The 23,137-nt window shown below is 71.3% G+C and carries 18 protein-coding genes; 4 read left to right on the top strand and 14 right to left on the bottom strand.

Annotated elements, in window-relative coordinates; all coding sequences use genetic code 11:
* Positions 1 to 98 precede the first annotated feature (98 nt).
* The 4 genes from ACWD10_RS13270 to nsdA form a co-directional block, all read right to left on the bottom strand.
* A complete protein-coding gene (locus ACWD10_RS13270) occupies positions 99 to 2,576 on the bottom strand; it encodes a [protein-PII] uridylyltransferase (protein ID WP_451090156.1) in 2,478 nt (825 codons plus the stop codon).
* Between the two features lie 65 nt (positions 2,577 to 2,641).
* Positions 2,642 to 2,980 carry a P-II family nitrogen regulator gene (locus ACWD10_RS13265; RefSeq protein ID WP_451090154.1) on the bottom strand — a complete coding sequence of 113 codons (339 nt, stop codon included), beginning with the start codon at positions 2,978 to 2,980 and terminating at the stop codon, positions 2,642 to 2,644.
* The gene (locus tag ACWD10_RS13260; protein ID WP_451090152.1) at positions 2,977 to 4,347 is read right to left on the bottom strand and encodes an ammonium transporter; all 1,371 of its coding nucleotides are present in this window, start codon (positions 4,345 to 4,347) and stop codon (positions 2,977 to 2,979) included. The genes ACWD10_RS13265 and ACWD10_RS13260 overlap by 4 nt, the downstream gene beginning before the upstream one ends.
* 386 nt (positions 4,348 to 4,733) lie before the next feature.
* Positions 4,734 to 6,215 carry a transcriptional repressor NsdA gene (gene nsdA / locus ACWD10_RS13255; RefSeq protein WP_451090402.1) on the bottom strand — a complete coding sequence of 494 codons (1,482 nt, stop codon included), beginning with the start codon at positions 6,213 to 6,215 and terminating at the stop codon, positions 4,734 to 4,736.
* 520 nt (positions 6,216 to 6,735) lie between these two features.
* On the opposite strand from nsdA, the gene ACWD10_RS13250 reads away from it, so the two are divergent.
* Positions 6,736 to 7,437: a bifunctional DNA primase/polymerase gene (locus ACWD10_RS13250; RefSeq protein WP_451090150.1), complete on the top strand. Its 702-nt coding sequence runs from the start codon at positions 6,736 to 6,738 to the stop codon at positions 7,435 to 7,437.
* Positions 7,438 to 7,596: 159 nt separating this feature from the next.
* Here ACWD10_RS13250 and ftsY read toward each other — a convergent pair whose 3' ends face one another.
* A complete protein-coding gene (gene ftsY / locus ACWD10_RS13245) occupies positions 7,597 to 8,823 on the bottom strand; it encodes a signal recognition particle-docking protein FtsY (protein WP_451090148.1) in 1,227 nt (408 codons plus the stop codon).
* A 161-nt stretch (positions 8,824 to 8,984) separates the two neighbouring features.
* Between ftsY and ACWD10_RS13240 the strand changes: the two genes are divergently transcribed.
* Together ACWD10_RS13240 and ACWD10_RS13235 are read left to right on the top strand one after the other, a co-directional pair.
* On the top strand, positions 8,985 to 10,529 hold the full coding sequence (locus tag ACWD10_RS13240; protein WP_451090146.1) for a cytosine permease: 1,545 nt from the start codon (positions 8,985 to 8,987) through the stop codon (positions 10,527 to 10,529).
* Between the two features lie 69 nt (positions 10,530 to 10,598).
* Entirely contained in the window at positions 10,599 to 11,579 is a 981-nt protein-coding gene (locus ACWD10_RS13235) for an LLM class flavin-dependent oxidoreductase (protein WP_451090144.1), read from the top strand.
* A 40-nt stretch (positions 11,580 to 11,619) separates the two neighbouring features.
* Here ACWD10_RS13235 and ACWD10_RS13230 read toward each other — a convergent pair whose 3' ends face one another.
* From ACWD10_RS13230 to ACWD10_RS13215, 4 genes are all read right to left on the bottom strand, one after another.
* Positions 11,620 to 13,044, bottom strand: a complete 1,425-nt coding sequence (locus ACWD10_RS13230) for a sugar porter family MFS transporter (protein WP_451090142.1) — start codon at positions 13,042 to 13,044, stop codon at positions 11,620 to 11,622.
* Positions 13,045 to 13,286: 242 nt separating this feature from the next.
* On the bottom strand, positions 13,287 to 16,844 hold the full coding sequence (smc, locus tag ACWD10_RS13225; protein WP_451090140.1) for a chromosome segregation protein SMC: 3,558 nt from the start codon (positions 16,842 to 16,844) through the stop codon (positions 13,287 to 13,289).
* A 222-nt stretch (positions 16,845 to 17,066) separates the two neighbouring features.
* Positions 17,067 to 17,279: a hypothetical protein gene (locus tag ACWD10_RS13220; RefSeq protein WP_451090138.1), complete on the bottom strand. Its 213-nt coding sequence runs from the start codon at positions 17,277 to 17,279 to the stop codon at positions 17,067 to 17,069.
* A 419-nt stretch (positions 17,280 to 17,698) separates the two neighbouring features.
* Entirely contained in the window at positions 17,699 to 17,980 is a 282-nt protein-coding gene (locus ACWD10_RS13215) for an acylphosphatase (protein WP_451090136.1), read from the bottom strand.
* A gap of 136 nt (positions 17,981 to 18,116) precedes the next feature.
* Here ACWD10_RS13215 and ACWD10_RS13210 point away from each other — a divergent pair, with 136 nt between their 5' ends.
* Positions 18,117 to 19,058, top strand: a complete 942-nt coding sequence (locus ACWD10_RS13210; RefSeq protein ID WP_451090134.1) for a CAP domain-containing protein — start codon at positions 18,117 to 18,119, stop codon at positions 19,056 to 19,058.
* A gap of 7 nt (positions 19,059 to 19,065) precedes the next feature.
* Here ACWD10_RS13210 and mutM read toward each other — a convergent pair whose 3' ends face one another.
* From mutM to ACWD10_RS13185, 5 genes are all read right to left on the bottom strand, one after another.
* A complete protein-coding gene (mutM, locus tag ACWD10_RS13205; protein ID WP_451090132.1) occupies positions 19,066 to 19,956 on the bottom strand; it encodes a bifunctional DNA-formamidopyrimidine glycosylase/DNA-(apurinic or apyrimidinic site) lyase in 891 nt (296 codons plus the stop codon).
* A gap of 97 nt (positions 19,957 to 20,053) precedes the next feature.
* Positions 20,054 to 20,866, bottom strand: a complete 813-nt coding sequence (gene rnc, locus ACWD10_RS13200) for a ribonuclease III (protein WP_451090130.1) — start codon at positions 20,864 to 20,866, stop codon at positions 20,054 to 20,056.
* A gap of 7 nt (positions 20,867 to 20,873) precedes the next feature.
* Entirely contained in the window at positions 20,874 to 21,047 is a 174-nt protein-coding gene (rpmF, locus tag ACWD10_RS13195) for a 50S ribosomal protein L32 (RefSeq protein WP_128553976.1), read from the bottom strand.
* Positions 21,048 to 21,049: 2 nt separating this feature from the next.
* Complete coding sequence (locus ACWD10_RS13190; RefSeq protein WP_451090400.1) at positions 21,050 to 21,703, bottom strand: YceD family protein; 654 nt, start codon at positions 21,701 to 21,703, stop codon at positions 21,050 to 21,052.
* A gap of 167 nt (positions 21,704 to 21,870) precedes the next feature.
* The gene (locus ACWD10_RS13185) at positions 21,871 to 23,046 is read right to left on the bottom strand and encodes a cell division initiation protein (RefSeq protein ID WP_451090127.1); all 1,176 of its coding nucleotides are present in this window, start codon (positions 23,044 to 23,046) and stop codon (positions 21,871 to 21,873) included.
* Positions 23,047 to 23,137 lie beyond the last annotated feature (91 nt).

Here is a 23,137-nt window from a genome sequence, read left to right as displayed (position 1 = left end):
ACAGGTCGCCCTCCAGGGTATCCCGGACCACCAAGGACCCGGGCTCGACCGGGCGCCCGGGTGCGGGCATCCGGACAGTCAGGGAAACAGGTGTCCCGTCAGCCCCGCAATGCCTCCTCGAGGCCCCGCGCCACAGCCGCCGCCTCCGCCCCCGGCAGCGGTGTCCCGTCCGGTCCTGTGACATAGAACGCGTCCACCGCGTTCGCTCCCAGCGTGCTGACATGCGCACTGCGCACCCGTACGTCGGCGGCCTCCAGGGCCCGCCCGATGCGGTGCAGCAGACCGGGGGCGTCCTGGGCCCGTACCTCGATGACCGTGGCGAGCCGGGATGCGGCCGGTGCCACCGTCACCCGGGGCGGGGGCGCGGGCGCGCCACGGCGCCGCGGACCGGCGGCCTCCCGCTCGGCGAGGCGGCCGGGGATGTCCAGGGAGCCGTCGAGCGCCCGCACCAGGTCGGCCCGGAGCCGGGCGGCCTGCGGCAGCGAGCCGTACTCGGCGGCGACCCGCCAGTCCAGGAAGAGCACGGAGCCGGAGGGTCCGTCGCCGGGCACGCCGTCCGGCAGGCCCATCACGCTGAGTTCCGCGGTTCGCACGGTGAGCCGGTGCATCGCGAGCACCCCGGCCACGGCGGGCAGGACGCCCGCCTGGTCCGGCACCGCGATCTCCAGCTCGACGCCGAGCGGTTCGTCGGCGCCGGGCTCGGCCGCCTCGGTCTGGGCCCGCAGGGCGAGCACGGGGCCGCCGCTGCGGTACGCCTCGACGGCGAGCCGTTCCTGCTCGGCGGTCGGCGGCGCGGCGGCGGGTTCCGGCGGCGGGTCCCCGGCGAGCACCGCGCCGACCCGCTTGACCAGGTCGGCGACGAGCGAGCCGCGCCACGTCGACCAGGCGGCGGGCCCGGTGGCGCGGGCGTCCGCCTCGGTCAGGGCGTGCAGGAGCTCCAGGGTCGAGGTGGAGCCGATCTTCTCGGCGACGGCCCGGACGGTGGCCGGGTCGTCCAGGTCGCGCCGGGTCGCCGTCTCGATCAGGAGCAGGTGGTGGCGTACGAGGCAGCCGAGTACGGCGACGTCGTCGCGGTCGAAGCCGATCCGGGCGGCCACGTCCCGCGCGATGACCTCGCCCGCTTCCGAGTGGTCACCGGGCCAGCCCTTGCCGATGTCGTGCAGGAGCGCGGCGACGAGGAGCAGGTCGGGGCGGCCCACGCGCCGGGTGAGGTCGGCGGCTTGGACGGCGGTCTCGACGAGGTGCCGATCGACGGTCCAGGTGTGTACGGGGTTGCGCTGCGGGCGGCAGCGCACCCGCTCCCAGTCCGGGAGCACCCGGCTGATCAGGCCCTCCGCCTCCAGGGCCTCCCATACCGGCACGGTGGCGCGGCCCGCGCCGAGCAGGGTGACGAGCAGTTCGCGGGCCTCGGCGGGCCAGGGCGCGGTCAGTGGGCGTCCGGCGGCGGCGAGGCGGCGTACCGCGTGCAGGGAGAGCGGGAGCCCGGCCTGGGCGGCCGCGGCGGCGGCACGGAGCGGCAGGACGGGGTCGCGTTCGGGCCGGGCGGTGCGAGCGAGCACCACCTCGCCGTCCTGTTCGACGACGCCCTCGGCGAGCGGGGTGCGCTCCGGGGCCGGGCGGCTGCCGCCCCCGCCGAGCAGCGAGCGCAGCCGGGGCCGGGAGCGGCGGGCGCGCAGCACGCGGCCGACCTCGCGCCAGGTGACGTCGCTGGCGTAGGACACGGTGCGGGCCGCCTCGTAGACCTGGCGCAGGAGGCTGTCGGCGTCGAGGAGGCCGAGCTCGGTGGCGACCTGGTCCTGTTCCTGAAGGGCGAGCCGGTCGGTGGCGCGGCCGGTGGTGAGGTGGAGTGCGTCGCGTGCGTCGAGGAGGCGCCGTCGGGCCTCGTCGAGCCCGGCGCGCGGGGCGTCGGCGAGCCAGGAGGCGGCGACGGCGCGCAGGGCGGTGGCGTCGCGCAGGCCGCCGCGGGCCTCCTTGAGGTCGGGTTCGAGCAGGAACTGCAACTCGCCCTGGCGGTCGGCGCGTTCGGCGCAGAGTTCGCGCACGGCGGGGAGTTTCTTGGGGGCCTGGTTGCGCCAGTCGGCGAGGACGGTGGTGCGCAGCCCGGTGGTGAGGCCGAGGTCGCCGGCGACGTGCCGGGCGTCGAGCAGCCCGAGCTGCACCTTGAGGTCGTCGCCCGCGGTCTTCCGGGCCTCGCCGGGGGTGCGGACGGAGTGGTCGAGGGCGAGGCCGAGGTCCCAGACGGGGTACCAGATGCGGTCGGCGAGTGCGGCGAGGGTGCCGCGGTCGGCGCTGCCGTCGTGCAGGAGCAGCAGGTCGAGGTCGCTGCGTGGGGAGAGTTCGCCGCGCCCGTAGCCGCCGACTGCGACGAGGGCGGCGCCCCTGAGCTCGCCGCGGTCGCCGAGCTCGGCCGCGGCGCCGGTGAAGAGCTCGGCGAGCCAGTCGTCGGTGAGCTTCGCGAGGGCGGCACGGCGCGGCGGCCCGGACTGCGCCTCTCCTTGGAGGAGGCGCAGCCGGGCCGCCGCGTAGCCGCTGGGGCCGGAGTCTTCCGTTTTGGACTTGACGTCGAGGCTCGTCACCCAGCAGCTCCTTGTCGTTCACACGTGCTCAGTTACCTGAACACGTACACGCGTATAGCCGTCGCTCAGAGCGCGTCCGGGCCGCGCTCGCCGGTGCGCACCCGTACGGCCGTATCGACCGGGATGCTCCAGACCTTGCCGTCGCCGATCTTGCCGGTGCGGGCGGCCTTGACCATGACCTCGACGAGTTCTTCGGCGTCGTCGTCGGAGACCAGGACCTCGATACGGATCTTCGGTACGAGGTCGACGGTGTACTCGGCGCCCCGGTAGACCTCGGTGTGGCCGCGCTGCCGTCCGTAGCCGCTGGCCTCGGTGACGGTGAGTCCCTGGACGCCGAACGCCTGGAGGGCCTCCTTGATCTCGTCGAGCCGGTGCGGCTTGACGACCGCGGTGATGAGCTTCATGCGTCCACCTTCTTGTTCTGCGCCTGCGTCTGCTGCGAGTCGGCCCCGGTTCCGGGGGGTGCGGGGACCGCGGCGGTACGGGGGGCCGTGCCGCCGCCCGCGCCGCTGAAGTCGTACGCGGTCTCGGCGTGCTCGACCTGGTCGAGGCCGGAGACCTCGTCGTCCTCGGAGACCCGCATGCCGATCGTCTTGTCGATGACGAAGGCGAGGATGGCAGAGACGATGAGCGAGTAGGCGAGGACCGCGACGACTCCGATGGCCTGCTTGCCGAGCTGGTCCAGGCCGCCGCCGTAGAACAGGCCCTTGGCCTCGGACTGGACGCCGCCGGTGGCGAAGAAGCCGACGAGCAGGGAGCCGATCACACCGCCGACGAGGTGGACGCCGACGACGTCGAGCGAGTCGTCGTAGCCGAACTTGTACTTGAGGCCGACGGCCATGGCGCACAGGAGGCCGGAGATGGCGCCGACGGCGATCGCGCCGAGCGGGGAGACCGAGCCGCCTGCCGGGGTGATGGCGACGAGGCCCGCGACCGCGCCGGAGGCGGCGCCGAGGGTGGTGAAGGCACCGTGCCGGAGCTTCTCGTAGAGGAGCCAGGCGAGCATGGCGGCGGCGGTGGCGACCTGGGTGTTGACGAACATCACGGAGCCGACGCCGTCGTCGTTGCCGAGCCAGGAGCCGGCGTTGAAGCCGAACCAGCCGAACCACAGGAGGGCGGCGCCGAGCATGACGAGCGGCAGGCTGTGCGGCCGCATCGGGTCCTTCTTGAAGCCGATCCGCTTGCCGATCACGAGGATGACGCCGAGCGCCGCGGCACCGGCGTTGATGTGCACGGCGGTACCACCGGCGAAGTCGATGACCTCGAGGTCGAACAGCCAGCCGCCGTCGCCCCAGACCCAGTGCGCGACCGGGAAGTAGACGATGGTGACCCACAGGGCGATGAACAGGGCCCAAGCGGTGAACTTGACGCGGTCCGCGAGGGCGCCGCTGATCAGCGCGGGCGTGATGATCGCGAACATCAGCTGGAAGACGGCGAACACATAGATGGGGATGGTGGTCTCGCCCCAGAGTTCGTTCAGGCCGATGCCGCTGAGCCCGAGGAAGTCGCTGTTCCAGCCGACGAGGGACCCGATGTCGGTGCCGAAGGCCATGGAGAAGCCGTAGAGCACCCACAGGATGGTGACGATCCCAAGGCTGATGAAGCTCATCATCAGCATGTTCAGGGTGGACTTCACCCGGACCATGCCTCCGTAGAAGAAGGCGAGGCCGGGCGTCATCAGCATCACCATGGCGGAGCAGATGAGCATGAATCCGGTGTTGGCGGCAGAGAGCTGGGGGGCCTCTGCGGCAAGCGTGATGCCTGGGGGCATCTGCGTCTCCTCGTCGTCGTTACGGCCCGTGCGGGCGGTGCCTGAGCGGTCATGAGGGGTGGGCCGGTGATCGTGTCCAGAGATTGGCGCAGCGCCGTTTCGGCCGATGCCCCTCGATGTTTCGCCGCAGTGACGAAGAGGTCGGGCGTGTTACGGGTGGATGAATTGCCCGCGCAGCGCGGCCGCCCTCTCATACCCTCCCGGCACCGCAACCATCAATGGAGAAACCACGACGAGGAGCAACCAGGTCCGCGAGAGCGGCGGCGGTTTAGCCGCAAAAGGGGTCCGGCCGCGGGCGGGCCATCCTGCTGACTTGGCGCGGGGGGAGCCGAGTCGGGCTGTTAGGGATGGTCCGGCCGCGGCCGGGGTCCTGGGGGCGGGGTCGGTCAGCCGGCCTCCGCGGATTCGGGCAGGTGGACGGCGAGCTGGTCGGTGAGGTGGACGACCTCACTGACCTCGCCGAAGTTCCGCATGGCGCTGTCGACGGTCTTGCGGAGCCGGGTGTTGACCCGCTCCGAGCGGACCTTCTTGGCGATGCCGAGGGCCTTCTCGGCGAGCACCACGCCGTGCTCGGGCTCCTTCTGGAGCAGGTGCACGGTGGCCATGCCGATCAGGTTGAGTGCGTACGACCGCTGGTGCTCGGTATCGGTGCTGAAGAGTTCGACGGCCCGTTCCATGGCGGGCTGGGCGAGCGAGGCGTACGTCGGGGAGCGTCCGGCGACGTAGGCGAGATCGCGGTACGAGTGGGCGTTCTCGGCGTTGAGCTCGGCCTCGGAGAAGAAGCGGATCCAGTCGGGCTCGCGCTCGCGGAATTCCTCGGCGTCGGCGAAGGTGTCCTCGGCCATCCGCACGGCGCGCTTGGTCCTGCTGGGGTTGCCCATATTGGCGTAGGCGCGGGCCTCCATCGCATACAGCATGGCCTGGGTGCGCGGGGACGCGGTGTCGCGGCTGCCGTACTGGGCGAGGTGGATGAGCTCCAGGGCGTCGTCGGGGCGGCCGAGGTGGATCATCTGGCGGCCCATGCTGGACAGGATGTACGCACCGAGGGGCTTGTCGCCGGATTCCTTGGCGGCGTGCAGGGCGAGGACGAAGTATTTCTGCGCGGTGGGCTGGAGCCCCACGTCGTAGCTCATCCACCCGGCCAGTTCGGCCAGTTCACCAGCGATCTTGAAGAGGCGCTGCTGTGTGGCCGGGGGCTGCGGCTCCTGCAGCAGGTCGGTGACCTCGTGCAGCTGGCCGACGACGGCCTTGCGACGCAGCCCGCCGCCGCACTGGGCGTCCCACTGGCGGAACATCACGGTGGTGGACTCGAGCAGGTCGAGTTCCGGCTTGGAGAGTTTGGAGGCGCGGCGCAACGGCGTGACGTCCCCGGCCTGTTGGCGCTCGGCGGCCACGGCGGGCGTGGGCACCAGCCACCGCTGCATGGGCTCGATGAGCGCGGGCCCGGCGGAGAGCGCGAGCGAGGTGCCGAGGAAGCCGCGGCGGGCGAGCATCAGGTCGCTGCGCGAGAACTCGCCGATCAGCTCGACGGTCTGGTGGCCGGTCCAGGGCAGGTCGACGCCGGTGAGCGACGGCGACTGGTGGGCGGTGCGCAGGCCGAGGTCCTCGATGGCGACGACGGAACCGAAGCGCTCGGAGAACAGCTCGGAGAGGATCCGCGGGATCGGCTCGCGGGGTTGCTCGCCGTCGAGCCAGCGGCGCACCCGTGAGGTGTCGGTGGAAATGTGGTTGGCGCCCATCTGGCGGGCCCGGCGGTTGACCTGGCGGGCGAGCTCGCCCTTGGACCAGCCGCTGCGCACGAACCATGAACTCAGCTGTTCGTTGGGGCGCTTGTCAGCGTGGCTTCCGCTGCTGCCGTTACCGCCCACTGGGAACGCCCCCATCCCTCAAGATTCTTGTATGCGTGTGCTGTACGCGGTGCGCGTCCGGTCGTACGCGATGTGCGCCAAGCCCTAACAGAATGCCGGGAGTTCCGCCTGCGCGTCCGACGGTTGTCACCCGTCGAACATGAAGCCGAGTTGCCTCCGGCATACCCCCGGGTGCGAGCAGCCCCGGGGTTCGTGTACCGAAAGTAATCCTACGATCACGCTCCCGGCGAGGGCGATTCCATAAACGCCACCATTCGCCACCCCTTCGAATGAACCCCTTGGCGGCCACACGCGATTGACTTGACACCGGACAGTCGGCAGTGGGCGGAACGGTGCACGACAGGGGCGCACGGCACCGTGCGCACCCCCCGGCGGGCGCTCGTGACGCGTGGCGAGGCATGGATCCACCGCGGCGGGCACGGATCCACCGCCGCGGCCGGGCGCCACGCCCGGGGTCACGCACGGCCACCGGGTCACTCCGGCTCGTAACCAGTGGTGCGTTCGACCCGTTGGAGGGGGCATGGGCTTCACGATCGGCGGCAGCCGCGGAATCCGCGAACTCCGGCCTGTGGGGCGGCCCGTGCGGGTCGGCTCACGCCGCCGCGGCCGCGCATCCGGCAGCACCGGGGTGGCCACGGTGGTGGCCGAGTTCACCGGCCTCTGGGGCTGGGACGCGGTCCCGGGGGCCCGCGCCGTCGACGGCCGCTGCTCCTGCGGCACGGCCGACTGCCCGGCGCCGGGCGCGCACCCGCTGGACTTCGCCCCCGGAACCCCTGCCGGTGCCACGCTCGACGAAGTCACCCGCGTCTGGGGCGAGTTCCCCGGCGCCGCGGTCCTGCTCCCGACCGGCCGCGCCTTCGACGTCCTTGAGGTCGCCGAGCCTGCCGGGCGTCGCGCCCTGGTCCGGATGGAGCGCATGGGCATCCCGCTCGGCCCGGTCTCCGCGACGCCCGACGGCCGCGCCCAGTTCTTCGTCGCCCCCGGCGCCGCCGCCGAACTCCCGGCGCTGCTCTACCGCATGGGCTGGGACGACACCGGCCTCGACCTGCGCGGCCTCGGCCCCGGCGAGCACATCACGGCCCCGCCCTCGGACCGCGGCGGCCGCGGCCCGGCCCACTGGCTGCGGCCCCCGTCCCTCGACTCGGCCACCCGGCCGCCGCAGGCGCGGCTCCTTCTGGGCACGCTCGCGTACGTCTGCCATCGGTCGCGGACGACCGGCTAGAACGCACCAGGGCCCGCCCCGGCAACACCCCGGGGCGGGCCCAACAATCCAGCCCGTCCGGCGTCTGAGGACGAGCGCGAAGCGCGATAACGGGGGTCTGGGGGGCGCACCCCCAGAGGCGGCACCCCGGAAGACAGCACCCCGCGGACGACGTAAGACCTAGTCCCCGATCAACGCATCCACGAACGCCTCAGGCTCGAACGGCGCCAGGTCGTCCGCACCCTCGCCCAGGCCCACCAGCTTGACCGGTACGCCCAGCTCGCGCTGTACGGCAACGACGATGCCGCCCTTGGCCGTGCCGTCGAGCTTGGTCAGGGCGATGCCGGTGATGTCCACGACCTCGGCGAAGACCCGGGCCTGCACCAGGCCGTTCTGGCCGGTGGTGGCGTCCAGGACGAGCAGTACCTCGTCGACCGGGCCGTGCTTCTCGACGACCCGCTTGACCTTGCCGAGCTCGTCCATGAGCCCGGACTTGGTGTGCAGCCGTCCGGCGGTGTCGATGAGCACCGCGTCGACGCCCATCTCGGTGCCTTCCTTGACCGCGTCGAACGCGACCGACGCCGGGTCGCCGTTCTCGGGCCCGCGCACCGTGTAGGCGCCCACGCGCTCGCCCCAGGTCTGCAGCTGGTCGACGGCGGCGGCGCGGAAGGTGTCCGCGGCGCCGAGCACCACGGTCTTGCCGTCGGCCACCAGGACGCGGGCGAGCTTGCCGGTGGTGGTGGTCTTGCCGGTGCCGTTGACGCCGACGACGAGCAGGACGCCCGGGGTGCCGTCGGACGGCGACTCGGTGTGCACGGTGCGGTCGAAGTCGGTGCCGACGAGCTTCAGGAGCTCCTCGCGCAGCAGGCCGCGCAGCTCCTCGGGGGTGCGGGTGCCGAGCACCTTCACGCGCTCGCGCAGCCGCTCCACGAGCTCCTGGGTGGGGGCGACGCCGACGTCGGCGGTGAGGAGGGTGTCCTCGATCTCCTCCCAGGTGTCCTCGTCGAGGTGCTCGCGCGAGAGCAGCGTGAGCAGCCCCTTGCCGAGCGTGTTCTGTGAGCGGGCGAGCCGGGCGCGCAGGCGGACCAGGCGGCCCGCGGTCGGCTCCGGGATCTCGATCTCGGGGGCCTCGGGGGCCGGGATGGCCTCCTCGGCCTCGGCGGGCGCCTCCGGAGCGGTGGCTTCCGCCTGCGGAAGCTCGACCTCCTCGATGGTGCGGCGCGGTTCGTCGCGCGGTTCCTCGGCCTCTTCGCCGATGTGCGGCTCGGCCGGTGGCGCGGTGACGGTCGGCGTGGCCTCGGGCGCCTTCGGCAGCAGCCGCTTCTTCTTGCGGCTGCCGATGACGAGCCCGCTGACGGCGCCGATCGCGACCAGGGCGATGACTACAGCAAGGATGACGATTTCCATAACCCGTCCAGTATCAGTCAGAGGCCCGCCGGCTCAGGTCAGCCGTGCGAACCCGTAGGGGCAGCCGTGCGATTCCACAAAGGAACAAGGGCTCTATTTGCGATTTTTAGGGCGAATGTACGATAGTCGCGCTTCCCCCACCCCTGCCCCGGAGATACCCCATGCCCCCCGCGTCCCGCAGCGCTTCCGCGACCTCGGAGACCACCCCCATACCGGCCGACCACGAAGGTCTGGAGAGCGCGATCGAGACGCGCGGCCTCGAGCCCGTCCCGGAGAACGAGCGCACCGGCCGGATCCGTGAGCTCTTCCCGACCTGGGTCGCCGCCAACATCAGCGTGCTCCTGCTCACCATGGGCGCGGGCCTGGTGGTCTTCAACGGCCTGAACATCTGGCAGGTCCTGCTCGTCGCCGCCGTGGCCCCCATTGTCTCGTACGGCCTCGTCGGCCTGATCTCGATCGCGGGCAAGCGCGGCGGTTCGCCCGGTATGGCCCTCTCCCGGGCGGTGTTCGGGCAGCGCGGCAACCTGTTCCCCGGCTCGCTGATCTGGGTGGCCCGCTGGGGCTGGGAGACGATCAACGCGGTCACCGGCGCGTACGCGATCCTGACCGTGCTCGACCTGCTCTTCGGTGTGAAGTCCCACACCGTGCTCATCGTGGTCACGCTCCTGCTCTTCGTGACCGGCACGTTCCTGGTCTCGGGCCTGGGCATCAACGCGCTGCGGGTGTGCAGCACCTGGTCGACGTACCTCTTCGGCGCCTTCAGCGTCCTGGTCCTGATCTATCTGATCGCCAACACCGACTGGTCGGCCGTCTTCGACAAGCCTGCGGGCTCGGCCGCGATGGTGGTCGCGGGCATCGGCGTGATCGGCGCGGGCGGCATCAGCTGGGTGCCCTCGGGCCCGGACTTCACCCGCTATCTGCCCAAGTCGGCGAGCGGCGGCAAGATGGTCGGCACGACCATCGGCGGCGCGGGCCTCGTCGTTCTGCCGATGGTCCTGATGGGCGCCGTGATGGCGGTCTCGACGCCGGACCTGGCCAAGGCGCAGGACCCGGTCTCGTTCATCGGCGCGCTGCTTCCGACCTGGATCTCGGTGCCGTATCTGCTGATCGCCCTGATCGGCATGCTCCTGATCAACTCGATGTCGATGTACTCGGCGGGCTTCACCGCGCAGACCCTGGGCATCCGGGTGCCGCGGCACTGGGCGGTGCTTGTGAACGCCGTGATCTCGCTGGTCTTCGGCTTCCTCCTGATGGTGGTGGCGACCAGCTTCATCGGCTCGTTCATCTCCTTCCTGACGCTGCTCGCGGTGGCGTTCTCCGCGTGGATCGGCGTCTTCGGCGTCGACATGCTGCGCCGTAAGTCGTACGACGGGGAGGCGCTGATGGACACCTCGCGCACCAGCGCCTATTGGTACAAGGCCGGGTTCGCCTGGCAGGCCATGACGGCCTGGGGCGTCGCCCTGGTGACCGGGCTGCTCTTCACCAAGGTCGACTGGTTCGCCGGTCCGCTCGCCACCTCGTGGGTGGGCGAGAACGGTCTGGGCTGGCTGGCCACGATCCTCGTCGCCGGTGTCCTGTACGCGGTGTTGCCGCGCACGCCGCAGGCGTCGGCACCGGTTCCGGCACCGGTTCCGGAACCGGAACAGGTACCGGCCGTCGACCCGGCGGCCGAGGCGGAGAAGCCCTCCGCGACCCTGTCCATCTGACGGCTCGTCAACTAACGTCCCCCTTCCCGGTCAAGCCGTATCGGCGCTCGGTGGAGGGGGACGTTTTCCATGCCCGTCACGGTCGTACGTTTCAACCTGGTCGACCCCGACGCGAACCCGGAGGCGCTCTCGGCCCGCTACCGGGCCGCCGTCGAGATGGCGGCGTACTGCGACGACCGGGGCCTGACCACGGTGCAGACCGAGGAGCACCACGGGGCGGCCAACGGCTGGCTGCCGTCGCCGTTCGTGTTCGCGGGGGCGGTGTTCGGGGCGACGCGGCGGATCGGGGTGACGGTCTCGGCGGTGATCGGGCCGCTGCACGACCCGCTGCGGCTCGCCGAGGAGATCGCCGTGCTCGACCTGGTGAGCGCCGGGCGCCTGGTGACGGTCGCCGGGATCGGCTACCGACCCGAGGAGTACGAGGCGTTCGGCGTCGAGTGGGGGCGGCGCGGCAAGCTCCAGGACGAGCTCCTGGAGACGCTGCTCACGGCGTGGACCGGGGAGCCCTTCACCTTCCGCGGTCGTACGGTGCGGGTCACCCCGCGGCCGTTCACGCGGCCGCATCCGCTGCTTCTGGTGGGCGGCTCGTCGCGGGCGGCGGCGCGGCGGGCGGCCCGCCTGGGGCTGCCGTTCTTCCCGAGCGCGCATCTGCCGGACCTCGAGGCGTACTACCAGCAGAAGCTGGCCGAGTACGGCACCGAGGGGTGGACGATGATGCCCGCCGAACAGACCCCGCTCCTGCACCTTTCGGAGGACCCGGACCGCACCTGGGCGGAGCACGGCGAGCACTTCCTGCACGAGGCGCTGACGTACGCCTCCTGGCAGTCCAAGGAAATCCGCTCGGCGGTCCGTTCGGCCGCGACGACGGTCGAGGAGCTGCGCGCCGAAGGCGTCTACCGGGTGCTCACGCCGGACGAGTGCGTGGCCCTGGCGGGCGAGGGGCTCGACAGCCTCGTCCTGCATCCGCTCTGCGGCGGGATGCCGCTCGACGAGGGCTGGCGCAGCCTGCACCTGTTCGCGGAAAGGGTCATGCCCCGGCTCAGCGACTGAACCGGGGCACGACCGACCTGGGGAGAGGGGCAGCGGGGGATTAGCCCATCTCCTCCAGGGTCTTGCCCTTCGTCTCCGGAACGAACTTCAGGATGAAGGGAATCGAGAGCAGCGCGAACGCTGTGTAGATCATGTAGGAGCCGGACAGGTTCCACTCCGACATGCTCGGGAAGGTCTTGGTGATCGCGAAGTTGGCGATCCACTGGGCGGACGCGGCCACACCGAGCGCCGCCGCGCGGATCCGGTTGGGGAACATCTCGCCGAGCATCACCCAGACCACCACGCCCCAGGAGAGCGCGAAGAACAGGACGAAGGAGTGCGCGGCGAGCAGCGCCACCGTGCCTTGCGTGTCCGGCAGCGTGATGTCGGTGCCGGTGCCCTGCTTGAAGGAGAAGGCCCATGCGGCCACGCCGAGCGAGACAGCCATACCGGCCGAGCCGATGAGGGCCAGCGGCTTGCGGCCGATCCGGTCGACGAAGAGCATCGCGATCACGGTGCCGATGATGTTGATGATCGACGTGGTGAACGAGTAGAAGAACGAGCTGCCCGGGTCGATGCCGACGGACTGCCACAGCGAGGCGCTGTAGTAGAAGATCACGTTGATGCCGACGAGCTGCTGGAAGACCGAGAGCCCGATGCCCACCCAGACGATCGGCAGCAGACCGGCCTTGCCGCCCATCAGGTCGCTCAGCCGCGGCTTGTGCTCCGTGCGGATGTGGGCGTCGATCTCGGCGACCTTGGCGTCCAGGTCGAGGCCCTTCGGCTCGACATCGGCGAGCACCGCCTTGGCGTCCGCGATACGGCCACGGGCGACGAGGTAGCGCGGGGACTCGGGGATGCCGAGGGACAGCAGGCCGTAGAGCACGGCGGGGATGATCTCGATGCCGAGCATGACCTGCCAGGCCTCAAGGCCAAGGACGGAGCCGCGCTGGTCGCCGTTGGCGAGCTGCAGGACGCCCCAGTTGACCAGCTGTGAGATGGCGATGCCGAGCACGATCGCCGCCTGCTGGAAGGAGGCGAGACGGCCGCGGTACTCGGCGGGCGCGACCTCCGCGATATAGGCGGGCGCGATCACCGAGGCCATACCGATGGCGACGCCACCGAGCGTGCGCCACACGGCCAGGTCCCACACCGAGAACGGCAGCATCGAGCCGATCGCGCTGACCGCGAAGAACAGGGCCGCGATCTGCATCACGCGGATCCGGCCGATGCGGTCGGCGAGGCGCCCCGCGACCACGGCGCCGATCGCGGCGCCGAGCAGGGCGATGGCGATGACGGTGCCGAGGGTGCCCGGCTGGACGCCGAACTTCCCCTTGATGCCCTCGACGGCGCCGTTGATCACCGCGCTGTCGTAACCGAACAGGAAGCCGCCCATCGCCGCCGAGGCGGCGATGAAGATGACATGGCTGAGATGGGGTGGGCGTCCGCGCTCGGCGATCGGCCCCAGCTGGTCGGTACTGGTCACAGTTGTCTCCTGCGGTGTCCGGGACGGCGATGTCCGGACGTACGGGGGGCGAACCATTCAAGTGGCGCACAACTCCGGGCTGCCCACCACTTGAAGGTAAAGAGAACGTTGCAGAGACTATGTCTTCAAGTTTCGAAGTCAATAGAGAGAAAGCTACGAAGTTCCCTCGATCATGAAGTCGGCAGAGTTCAACACTTGAACATCAAGGATGTTGGCTACACAGGGTGAAGGCGCCCGAGCGCTCAGCTCAGGCGCTGACTGATCACCTTGGACACGCCGTCGCCCTGCATGGAGACGCCGTACAGCGCGTCCGCGACCTCCATCGTGCGCTTCTGGTGCGTGATCACGATCAGCTGCGAGGCTTCCTGCAGCTCCTCCATGATCCGGATCAGGCGCTGGAGATTGGTGTCGTCGAGCGCCGCCTCGACCTCGTCCATCACATAGAACGGGCTGGGCCGCGCCTTGAAGATCGATACGAGCAGCGCCACCGCGGTCAGCGACCGCTCGCCGCCGGACAGCAGCGAGAGCCGCTTGACCTTCTTGCCCGGCGGCCGCGCCTCGACGTCCACGCCCGTGGTGAGCATGTTGTCCGGATCGGTCAGGATCAGGCGTCCCTCGCCGCCCGGGAAGAGCCGCGAGAAGACCCCCTCGAACTCCCGGGCCGTGTCCCGGTACGCCGCCGTGAAGACCTGCTCGACCCGCTCGTCGACCTCCTTGACCACCTGAAGCAGGTCGGCCCGGGTCTTCTTGAGGTCTTCGAGCTGCTCGCTGAGGAACTGGTGGCGCTCCTCCAGGGCCGCGAACTCCTCGAGCGCGAGCGGATTCACCTTTCCCAGCTGCTGGTACGCCCGCTCGGCCGACTTGAGCCGCTTCTCCTGCTCCGCCCGGACGAACGGCCGTGGCTTGTTCCTCGGATGCTCAGGGTCCTCCGGCAGCTCCTCGCCCTCGGCGGGCGGCGACGGCGGAACCAGCTGCTCCGGCCCGTACTCGGCGACCAAACCTGCCGGTTCCACGCCCAGCTCCTCCAGGGCCTTGGCCTCCAGCTGCTCGATCCGCATCCGCTTCTCGGCGCCGAGCACCTCGCCGCGGTGCACCGAGTCGGTCAGCTTGTCGAGCTCCGCCTTGAGGTCGCGGCCCGCGTTCCGCTCGGCGGCCAGGCGCTGCTCCCGCTCGGCCTTCGCGGTCTCGGCGGCGGCGCGCTCCTCCTCGGCCCGTACGAGGGACACCTCGACGTGGGCGAGCAGCTGCCGCGCACCGGAGGCCACGGCCTCGGCCACGGCCGCCTCATGGCGAAGCCGGGCCCGGCGCCGCTCGGCGCGCGCCCGGGCCTCGCGTTCGGCGCGCGCGGCCCGGTCGAGACCGTCGGCCCGGCCCGCGAGTCCCTTGACCCGCTCCTCGTGCGTACGGACCTGGAGGCGGGCCTCCATCTCGGTCTGCCGTGCGTTGGCCCCGTCGGCGGCGAGCCGGTCGCGTACGGCGGTGTCGGGCTCTTCCTCGACCGGCATCTCCTCGGCGACGGCCAGCCGTTCGGCCAGCTCCTCGACCTCTTCCATCGCCCGGTCCAGGGCCTCCTGCGCCCGGGCCGCGGCCGCCGTGGACCGCTCCGCCTCACCGGCCGCGCCTCGGGCCTGCCCGGCGAGCCGCCCGAGCTGCTGGGAGACGCTCGACTTCTCCCGGTCGGCGGCCCGGCGCCGCTCCGCAAGGTCCTCCACGAGTGCGGCACACGTGCGGCGCCGCTCCCCGGCCTCGTGCTGCGCCCCGGCGAGGCGCTCGCACTCCCCGGCCAGCCGCTCGAGCTCGGCCGCGGCCTCGTCGACCGATGCCTGCACCTCGATCAGGCTCGGCGCCCCGGCCGAGCCACCCTGCGCGAAGTGCGCCCCGAGCACATCGCCCTCGGCGGTCACGGCGGTCAGCTCCGGCCGCGCGTATACGAGATCCTCGGCGTCCTCCAGCGTGCCGACGACCACGACCCCGCGCAGGAGACGCCGCACCGCGGGCATCAGCTCCTCGGGTCCGCGCACCAGATCGGCGGCGAACGGCGGCCCGTCGGAGGTGCCACCGGGCGCCCCGGCGTCCTCGGGCGCGCCCGCCAGGAGCAGCGCCGCGCGTCCCGCGTCCTGCTTCCGCAGCAGCCGGATCGCCTCGGCCGCCGTCGACGGATTGGCCACCATGATCGCGTCCGCCGCCGCCCCGAGCGCCGCCGCGACCGGCACCTCGTACCCCGGCGCCACCGTGATCAGTTCGGAGGCGGGCCCGAGCAGCCCCGCGAGCCGGTCCTTGGCGGCGAGCAGCGCCCCTGTGCCGTCCTTGCGGCGCAGGCCGAGCGCGAGGGCCTCGTGCCGGGCGGCCGTCGCCGCGCGCTTCCGCTCGGCCGCGGTGGCCGCCTCGCGGGCGGCGCTCAGCGCGGCCTCGGCCTCGGCGAGCTCCCGCTTGGCCGCCTCATGCTGTTCGGCGAGTGCCGAATCGTCCGCGTCCAGGCCATCGACCTCGGCCTTGAGCTGCTCGTACTCCTCCTGCGCCGCGACCGCGCGCTCCTGCGCCTCGTCCCGCGCCGCCGCGAGCCGCTCGATCTCGGCCTGTGCCGAAGCGGCCCGCGAGCGGGCGGCGTTGACCTGTCCGTTGAGTCGCGCGAGCCCCTCGCGCCGGTCGGCGATGGCCCGGGCGGCGTCCCGCAGGCGCCGCTCCTCCGCGGCGAGTTCCCGCTCGAGCTCGGCCCGGTGCGCGACGGTGTCCTCCAGGGCCCGCTGCGCCGCGTCGAGCGCGGCCTCCAGCTCGGCCTCCTGCTCCCGGATCCGGGCGGCCTCGCGCTCCATGTCCTCGGGATCGCGGCCGCGCCGCTCCTCCTCCGGCGCCGAGGTCGCGCTCTTCACCCGGGCGTCGGCGAGCGAGACGGTGCCGCGCACCCGCTCGGCAAGCCGCGACAACTCGTACCAGGTCTGCTGCGCCCGCTGCAGGCGCGGCGTGAGCCGCCGCACCTCGTCCTCCAGATCGGCCTCGCGAGCGAGCGCCGCCTTGAGCTCGGCCTCGGCCGCCTCCTTGCGCCGCTTCAGCTCGGCCTCGTCGGCGATCTCGGTCCGCAGCGCCTCGCGAAGCCGTACGAGATCGTCGGCGAGCAACCGCAGCCGGGCGTCGCGCAGATCGGCCTGGATGACGGCGGCCCGGCGCGCCACCGCGGCCTGCCGCCCGAGCGGCTTGAGCTGCCGCCGCAGCTCGTCCGTCAGGTCCTGCACGCGCGCGAGGTTGGCCTGCATCGCGTCGAGCTTCCGCAGCGCCTTCTCCTTGCGCTTGCGGTGCTTGAGGACGCCCGCGGCCTCCTCGATGAAGGCCCGTCGCCCCATCGGATCGGCGTGCAGTACGGAGTCCAGCTGGCCCTGGCCGACGATGACATGCATCTCGCGGCCGATGCCGGAGTCGGAGAGCAGCTCCTGGATGTCGAGCAGCCGGCAGGTGTCGCCATTGATCTGATACTCGCTGCCGCCGTTGCGGAACATGATCCGCGTGATGGTGACCTCGGCGTACTCGATGGGCAGGACGCCGTCGGAGTTGTCGATGGTCAGCGACACCTCGGCCCGGCCGAGCGGCGGCCGCCCGGTGGTGCCGGCGAAGATGACGTCCTCCATCTTGCCGCCGCGCAGCGACTTGGCGCCCTGCTCGCCCATGACCCAGGACAGCGCGTCGACGACGTTGGACTTGCCGGAGCCATTGGGTCCCACGACACAGGTGATGCCCGGCTCGAACCGCAGCGTCGTCGCCGAGGCGAAGGATTTGAACCCGCGCAGGGTCAGGGCCTTGAGATGCACGCCGTCGGACTCTACCTGCCGGGGTCGCCCGCCCACGGGGACCCGCACACGGTGCTCCCGCCGAGAGCGCGCGGTTTCACCGAGGAAGGTGCAGGGCACATCAGACGGTAAGGAAGGCTCAACTGGCCAGGGGGGCAAGGAAAAAGGGACGCCGAAGCGTCCCTTGAACATCTCTCAAGCGGCTGACAACGGGCAGCCCGACCGGCACATGCAAGAAGCCGGTCAGGTGAGCGCAGGCTCCGCCTGGGGTACGTCGATGCTCTCCAGGAGCGATTCGCCCTGGTGAGAAGCGGCAGCCGTAGTCAGCGCGTCGTTTTCGGCCTGGATCCGTACAAGCTCGGATTCCAGGTCCTGGACACGCTGCTGGAGCCGTCGCATCTCGGCGAGGAGTCGCGGGTCGGAACCGCCGACGTAACCGAGAAGCGCCTTTGCCATGATGGATGGTCCTCCACAATGAGTGACCGACCGAAGCGGTGTGGGTCGTGAGGGAAGCACCCGCTTATTTGGCACTGCTTGTGGTGATAGGCACCGCCGTTTTTCCTCGGTACCACATGCCAAACAGCTAGGGTGCGCGGGGCTTCCAGCGTCTCACCAAAAAGTTTGACGGTCAACACGATCACGCCCCGTATCAGGGGGACGAACCCGATGGCACGCGGCCGGGAAACCAGCGGCGCTGCCTCTCCTTCGGGGCCCCGGGGGCTATGGAGATCATCCTTGCTCGCGCAGCCTGGCATGGCAAGCCCCTCTTGGCAACCACCAGGCCCTTTGCACCCCACGCGGTGGCCGCGGAGGCTACTTCGGCACGTCGGACAGGTACGCGGCACCGCTCGGGAAGGGTCCGGAGCCGGGGTCCGTCAGCGGATCGCGAAGGCGTCGTAGATGCCCCGTGGTGTGTCCCAGATCTCGGTGACCCCGTCGACCCTGCCGGGTGTGTCGCCGTTCTCCAGCCAGTCGAGCAGGCGCTCGCAGCCCTCCCGGGTGCCCTCGGCGACAACCTGCACCCGACCGTCGGCCGTATTGAGCGCGAATCCCACGAGCCCGCCGATCTCCAGGGCCTTCGCCCTGGTGAACCAGCGGAATCCCACTCCCTGTACCCGGCCGCGTACCCAGGCGACGAGCCGTACCTCCTCATTCATGTGGGCAAGCTAACCGGCCAATTGCGCCCGAGGCACATCGCCCCCATCCGTCATCGCGTACAGTCGCGCAGGATGCGCCTCACTCGTATGGGTGAAGTGAAAAGACCGTGAGGATGAGGACCAGGAAGGCCAGGAGATGGGACGCCACCGACGCCTCGACCCCGGAAGCGCCGCCGCCGACCGGCGCGCGGCCGGCACGGCAAGCCGACGCGGCGCGGGCACGCACCGCCGCAAGAAGCGGGCCGCGGCGCCGGTGCGCACCGGGCTGCTCGGCGCTTCGGCCGCCGTCGCGATGGGCGCCGTCGCTGTGGCATCCGGCCTGATACCCGGCCCCGTCGACGGCTTCGGCCTCGGCGACGGCGGCAAGGAGTCGGGCAAGGTCCGGGCCGCGGGCAGCAGCCCCACCGACCTGGAGACCCAGGGCTCGAGCATCCCCGACCGCAAGGAGCCGGCCGCGAGCCGCGACTCCGAGCGGCCCGAGCCGACCCCCTCGAAGTCCTCGGCGAACTCGCCGTCCCCCGAGAAATCCTCGGCGAACTCGTCGTCCCCCTCCGCGAAGCCCAGCAAGAAGCCCTCCGACAAGGCGGACTCCGGCGACGCGGACCGGGCCGAGGACCGGACCAGCAAACCGAAGGCACCACCGAAGACCCCGTCGGCCACGCCCGAGAAGACCGCCCCGTCGGCGCCCGCCACGAACACCGAAGTGGCCGCCGAGGCCGAGGTGCTCTCCCTGGTCAACAAGGAGCGGGCACAGAAGGGCTGTAGCCCGGTCCGGCCCGACGCCGAGCTGGCCGAGCTCGCCGGTGACTTCAGCGAGGCCATGGCCGAGGACGGCTTCTTCGACCACACCGACCCGAGCGGCCGGACCCCGTGGGACCGCGCCGCCGCGGCCGGGATAACGGACCTGGGCGGCGAGAACATAGCCCGTGGCCAGGCCAACGCCCAGTCGGTGATGGACTCCTGGATGAACAGCCCCGGCCACCGCGCCAACATCCTCAACTGCGAGTACAAGACCCTCGGCGTGGGCGCCCACTTCGCGCCGGGCGGCCCGTGGTGGACCCAGGACTTCGGTTTCTAGGCCGGTTTCAGGCCCGCCTCGGCGGGCGCTGGCAGCGCGGGCAGTAGTAGCTGGAGCGGTTCATCCAGGGGCGCCGCCGGATCGGGGTGCCGCAGCGGCGGCACGGCTCGTCCTCGCGGCCGTACGCGTCGAGCGACCGCTCGAAGTAGCCGGACTCCCCGTTCACATTGACGTAGAGACTGTCGAAGCTGGTGCCGCCGACGGCGAGCGCGGCATTCATCACATCCCGCACATGGCCGAGGAGTTCCGTGCTCCGGGGGCGCGTGAAGGTGGCCGTGGGGCGCTCGTAGTGCAGCCTGGCGCGCCACAGCGCCTCGTCCGCGTAGATATTGCCGACGCCGCTGATCAGTGACTGGTTGAGCAGCGCCCGCTTGATCGTCGTACGGCTGCGGCGCAGCGCCTGATGAAACGCCTCGTCGTCGAAGACCGGATCAAGGGGATCGCGGGCGATGTGCGCGATCACGTCGGGCAGGCCGTCCGCACCGCCCACCTCGACGGGGTGCAGCGACAGGCCACCGAAGGTGCGCTGGTCGACGAAGCGGAGCTCGGTGCCGTCACCGCCCGCGGCATCGCCGCTATTGGATGCTGTGAATCGGATCCGGATACGCAGATGCTTCTCGTCCGGTGCGTCGTGCGGCTGCACGAGCAGCTGCCCGCTCATGCCCAGGTGGGCGAGGATCGACTCCGGGGCGTCGGCGAGCGGCAGCCACAGATACTTGCCGCGCCGCATGGCGGTCCCGATGCGGTGCCCCTTGAGCCGGGCGGCGAAGTCGGCGCCACCGGCGAGGTGCCGCCGCACGGCACGCGGGTGCAGCACCTCCACGTCCGCGACGACGCGCCCGGCGACCCAGCGCTGCAGGCCTCGGCGTACGACTTCAACTTCGGGCAGTTCAGGCATCCCGGCTCCCCCTACAGTGTGGGCACGCACGCGGCCCGCCCCGCGGGGAGCGGGACGGGCCGTCGTACTGAATCAGCTAGGCCCAGGGCCCGGAGCCTCAGGCAGTGGCCGCGTCGGACGTGCTGTCCTCGGCGGACTCGGCGGACTCTGCGGCGGCAGCAGCCACCTCGGCCCGCTCATCGGCGGCGGCACGGATGGCCCGCCATGCCGACTCCGCGGCCTGCTGCTCCGCCTCCTTCTTGCTGCGGCCGGTGCCGGTGCCGTACGAGACGCCTCCGACGCGGGCGGCAGCAGTGAAGGTCTTCTCGTGATCCGGGCCGGTCTCCGTGACCAGGTACTCGGGGACGCCGAGCCCTTCGGTCGCGGTGAGTTCCTGGAGGCTGGTCTTCCAGTCCAGGCCAGCACCGAGGTTCGAGGACTTCTCGATCAGCGGGTCGAAGAGACGGTGCACCAGCTCGGATGCCGCCTCCAGGCCCTGGTCGAGATAGACAGCGCCGATCACCGCTTCCAGGGTGTCGGCGAGGATGGAGGCCTTGTCCCGGCCGCCCGTGCCCTCTTCGCCCCGGCCGAGCCGGATGAAGGAGCCGAGGTCGAGGCCGCGGCCCACGTCCGCAAGGGCACGAGAATTGACCACCGCGGCCCGCAGCTTGGCCAGCTGGCCTTCGGGCAGGTCGGGGTGGGTGCGGTACAGCGTGTCCGTGACGACGAGGCCGAGCACCGAGTCCCCGAGGAACTCGAGCCGCTCGTTCGTCGGCAGACCGCCGTTCTCGTACGCGTACGAACGGTGGGTCAGCGCGCGCACCAGAAGGGCGGACTCGAGGTTGTACCCGAGCCGCCCTTCCAGAAGCGTGTGGGACGAGGCCGTGTTCTCCGCCTGCTTCTTGGCGTTACCAGACACGGTGCCTCTCACCAGCCGCTCAGACCTCGAGGACCTGGCGCTTGTTGTAGGTGCCGCAAGCCGGGCACGCGATGTGCTGCTGCTTGGGCTCCTGGCAGCGCTCGCACGCAACCAGGGTGGGGACCGCAGCCTTCCACTGCGACCGGCGGTGGCGCGTGTTGCTGCGCGACATCTTCCGCTTCGGAACAGCCACGGCTACTTCTCCTGCTTCTCGTCGACGCCCGCTTGCGCTTCGGCGCCGCTCATCTCGTCCTTCTCGCCGTCCTGGAGCGAATCAGCGAGTCCCTGCAAAGCCGCCCAACGGATGTCGACGGCGTCATGGTGGTGGTCCGGGTCGTCCGCGAGCCGTGCCCCGCACTGGGAGCACAGACCCGGGCAGTCTTCCCGGCACACCGGCTGCATCGGCAGTGCGAGCACCACCGCATCGCGCAGCACGGGCTCGAGGTCGAACAGGCCGTCCTCGAGAAAGATCACGTCCTCGTCCTCGGCGTCGTCGCCCGGTTCCGCCTGCTTGGTGCGGCCCCGGTCGTCGGCGTCGGGGTACGAGAACATCTCCTGGAAGTCCACTTCGAGCTCCTGCTCGAGCGGCTCCAGACACCTTACGCACTCCCCCTCGGCCCGTGCACGGGCGGTGCCTGTGACAAGCACCCCCTCCATGACCGACTCGAGCCGGAGCTCGAGCTCCACCGGAGCGCCGGCCGGCACTCCGATGACGTCCTGGATGCCGAAGACCGCGTCCCCGGAAGGGGCCGAGATCGAGCGGGTCAGGCGCTGAAGCGCACCGGGCCGCCGACCCAGCTCGTGCGTGTCGAACACGAGGGGGTTTCGGTGGTCGAGGCGGGCGTTCAGGGCTCTTCCTGCTTTCGGAATTCGAGGGGAGGGTGAGACTGACCTCGCGATGAGCGGGCAGCCTGGATCGCGGCCGTATAGACGACCGAAGAGCCAGGATACTGGACCCTTCACCCAGGTCCCAAACCGGTGCCCGCGGCCCGGCCGGGACCGGGCTCATGGCTCGGTCAGGACGAGGGCCAGTGGCGCTGCTCGTACTCCCGCAGCTGCTCGGCGCTGATCATGCTGGTGTCGAAGAGGCTGGTCTCGTCGAGGGCGGCCGACTGCTGCTGCCCGGGCGCCTGCCCCGGGGCCTGCTGCTCCTGGCCCACGTCGCCGTAGCCGCCGGTCTGCTGGTCGTACGCCTGCTGCTCGTAGCCCTGCGCCTGGTAGCCCTGCTGCGGATAGCCGTAGCCGCTCTGTTGCTGGTACGCGTACGGGTCCTGCTGGCCGTACACGTCCTGCTGCCCGTACGGATCCTGCTGCGCGTAGGCGTCCTGCGGGTAGCCGCCGCCGTACTGGCCCTGCTGCTGGTACGCGTACGCCTCCTGCTGGGCGTAGCCGGGCTGCGCCGGTACGGGGGCGAGGGGCGGCGGAGCGGAGGGGGCCGCCGGGGGCTCGGGCGTCGCGGGCGCGGTGGGGCGGTTCGCCAGGTCCGCGAGGTAGTCCGCGTCGCTGGTGAGCTGGGACGGGTCGGCGTCGGCCGCCATGTGTGCCAGGTCGTCGGTGGCGACCCGGCCGTGCAGCTTCTGGCGGCCGCGGCCGACCGCGTCCAGGGTCTTGGAGAGCACGGCCTCGAAGGCGCCGAGCTTGACGTGGATGTACTGGTCGACGCGCTGCCGCAGCGTCTCCGGGTCGCGGCTGCGCTCGGGGGCCTCGGTGTAGTCCGGGTGCTCGTGGCCGTTCGCGTCCAGCCCCAGGCCGGTGCCGAGGAGTTTCTCGCGGCCGCGGCCGACGGAGCCGAGGGTCTTGGTGAGGACGACCTCGAAGTTGGCCAGCTTGGAGTCCACGTACTCGTCGGCCTCGGCGCGGATCTCCTCGGCCTCCCGGCGGGCCTGCGCCAGGATGCGGTCGGCCTCGTCCTGGGACTGCCGGGCCACCTCCGTGTCGGAGATCAGGGAGCCGCGTTCGGCGCGGGCCGAGTCGATGATCCGCTCCGCCTCCTGGCGGGCCTGCTCCACCAGGTGTTCACCGGCACCGATGACCTCCTGGGCGTGGGCGAGGGAGCCGGGCAGGGCCTGGCGCACCTCATCCAGCTGCGCGAGCAGGTCGGCGCGGTTGACCACGCAGGATGCCGACATGGGCATGGACCGGGCGCCCATGACCGCCTCGACGATCTCGTCCAGCTTCTTCTGCACGTCCACCGTGTGCTCGCCGCTCTCTGCCTGGAAGGGACACGGACGGTTCGACTGTACGGCCAGCGAGCGCCCCGCCGACACCAACTGACGGGGCGTC

The organism is Streptomyces sp. NPDC002851 (assembly GCF_053591935.1).
This window is presented reverse-complemented; position numbering and strand designations above follow the sequence as displayed.

What these genes read in the sequence shown, in the direction of transcription:
- ACWD10_RS13265 (WP_451090154.1), bottom strand. Translation starts at nt 2,980, where the DNA reads ATGAAGCTCATCACCGCGGTCGTCAAGCCGCACCGGCTCGACGAGATC.
- ACWD10_RS13240 (WP_451090146.1), top strand. Translation starts at nt 8,985, where the DNA reads ATGCCCCCCGCGTCCCGCAGCGCTTCCGCGACCTCGGAGACCACCCCC.
- ftsY (WP_451090148.1), bottom strand. Translation starts at nt 8,823, where the DNA reads ATGGAAATCGTCATCCTTGCTGTAGTCATCGCCCTGGTCGCGATCGGC.
- mutM (WP_451090132.1), bottom strand. Translation starts at nt 19,956, where the DNA reads ATGCCTGAACTGCCCGAAGTTGAAGTCGTACGCCGAGGCCTGCAGCGC.
- ACWD10_RS13235 (WP_451090144.1), top strand. Translation starts at nt 10,599, where the DNA reads ATGCCCGTCACGGTCGTACGTTTCAACCTGGTCGACCCCGACGCGAAC.
- ACWD10_RS13250 (WP_451090150.1), top strand. Translation starts at nt 6,736, where the DNA reads ATGGGCTTCACGATCGGCGGCAGCCGCGGAATCCGCGAACTCCGGCCT.
- ACWD10_RS13220 (WP_451090138.1), bottom strand. Translation starts at nt 17,279, where the DNA reads ATGGCAAAGGCGCTTCTCGGTTACGTCGGCGGTTCCGACCCGCGACTC.
- ACWD10_RS13210 (WP_451090134.1), top strand. Translation starts at nt 18,117, where the DNA reads ATGGGACGCCACCGACGCCTCGACCCCGGAAGCGCCGCCGCCGACCGG.
- ACWD10_RS13215 (WP_451090136.1), bottom strand. Translation starts at nt 17,980, where the DNA reads ATGAATGAGGAGGTACGGCTCGTCGCCTGGGTACGCGGCCGGGTACAG.
- ACWD10_RS13260 (WP_451090152.1), bottom strand. Translation starts at nt 4,347, where the DNA reads ATGCCCCCAGGCATCACGCTTGCCGCAGAGGCCCCCCAGCTCTCTGCC.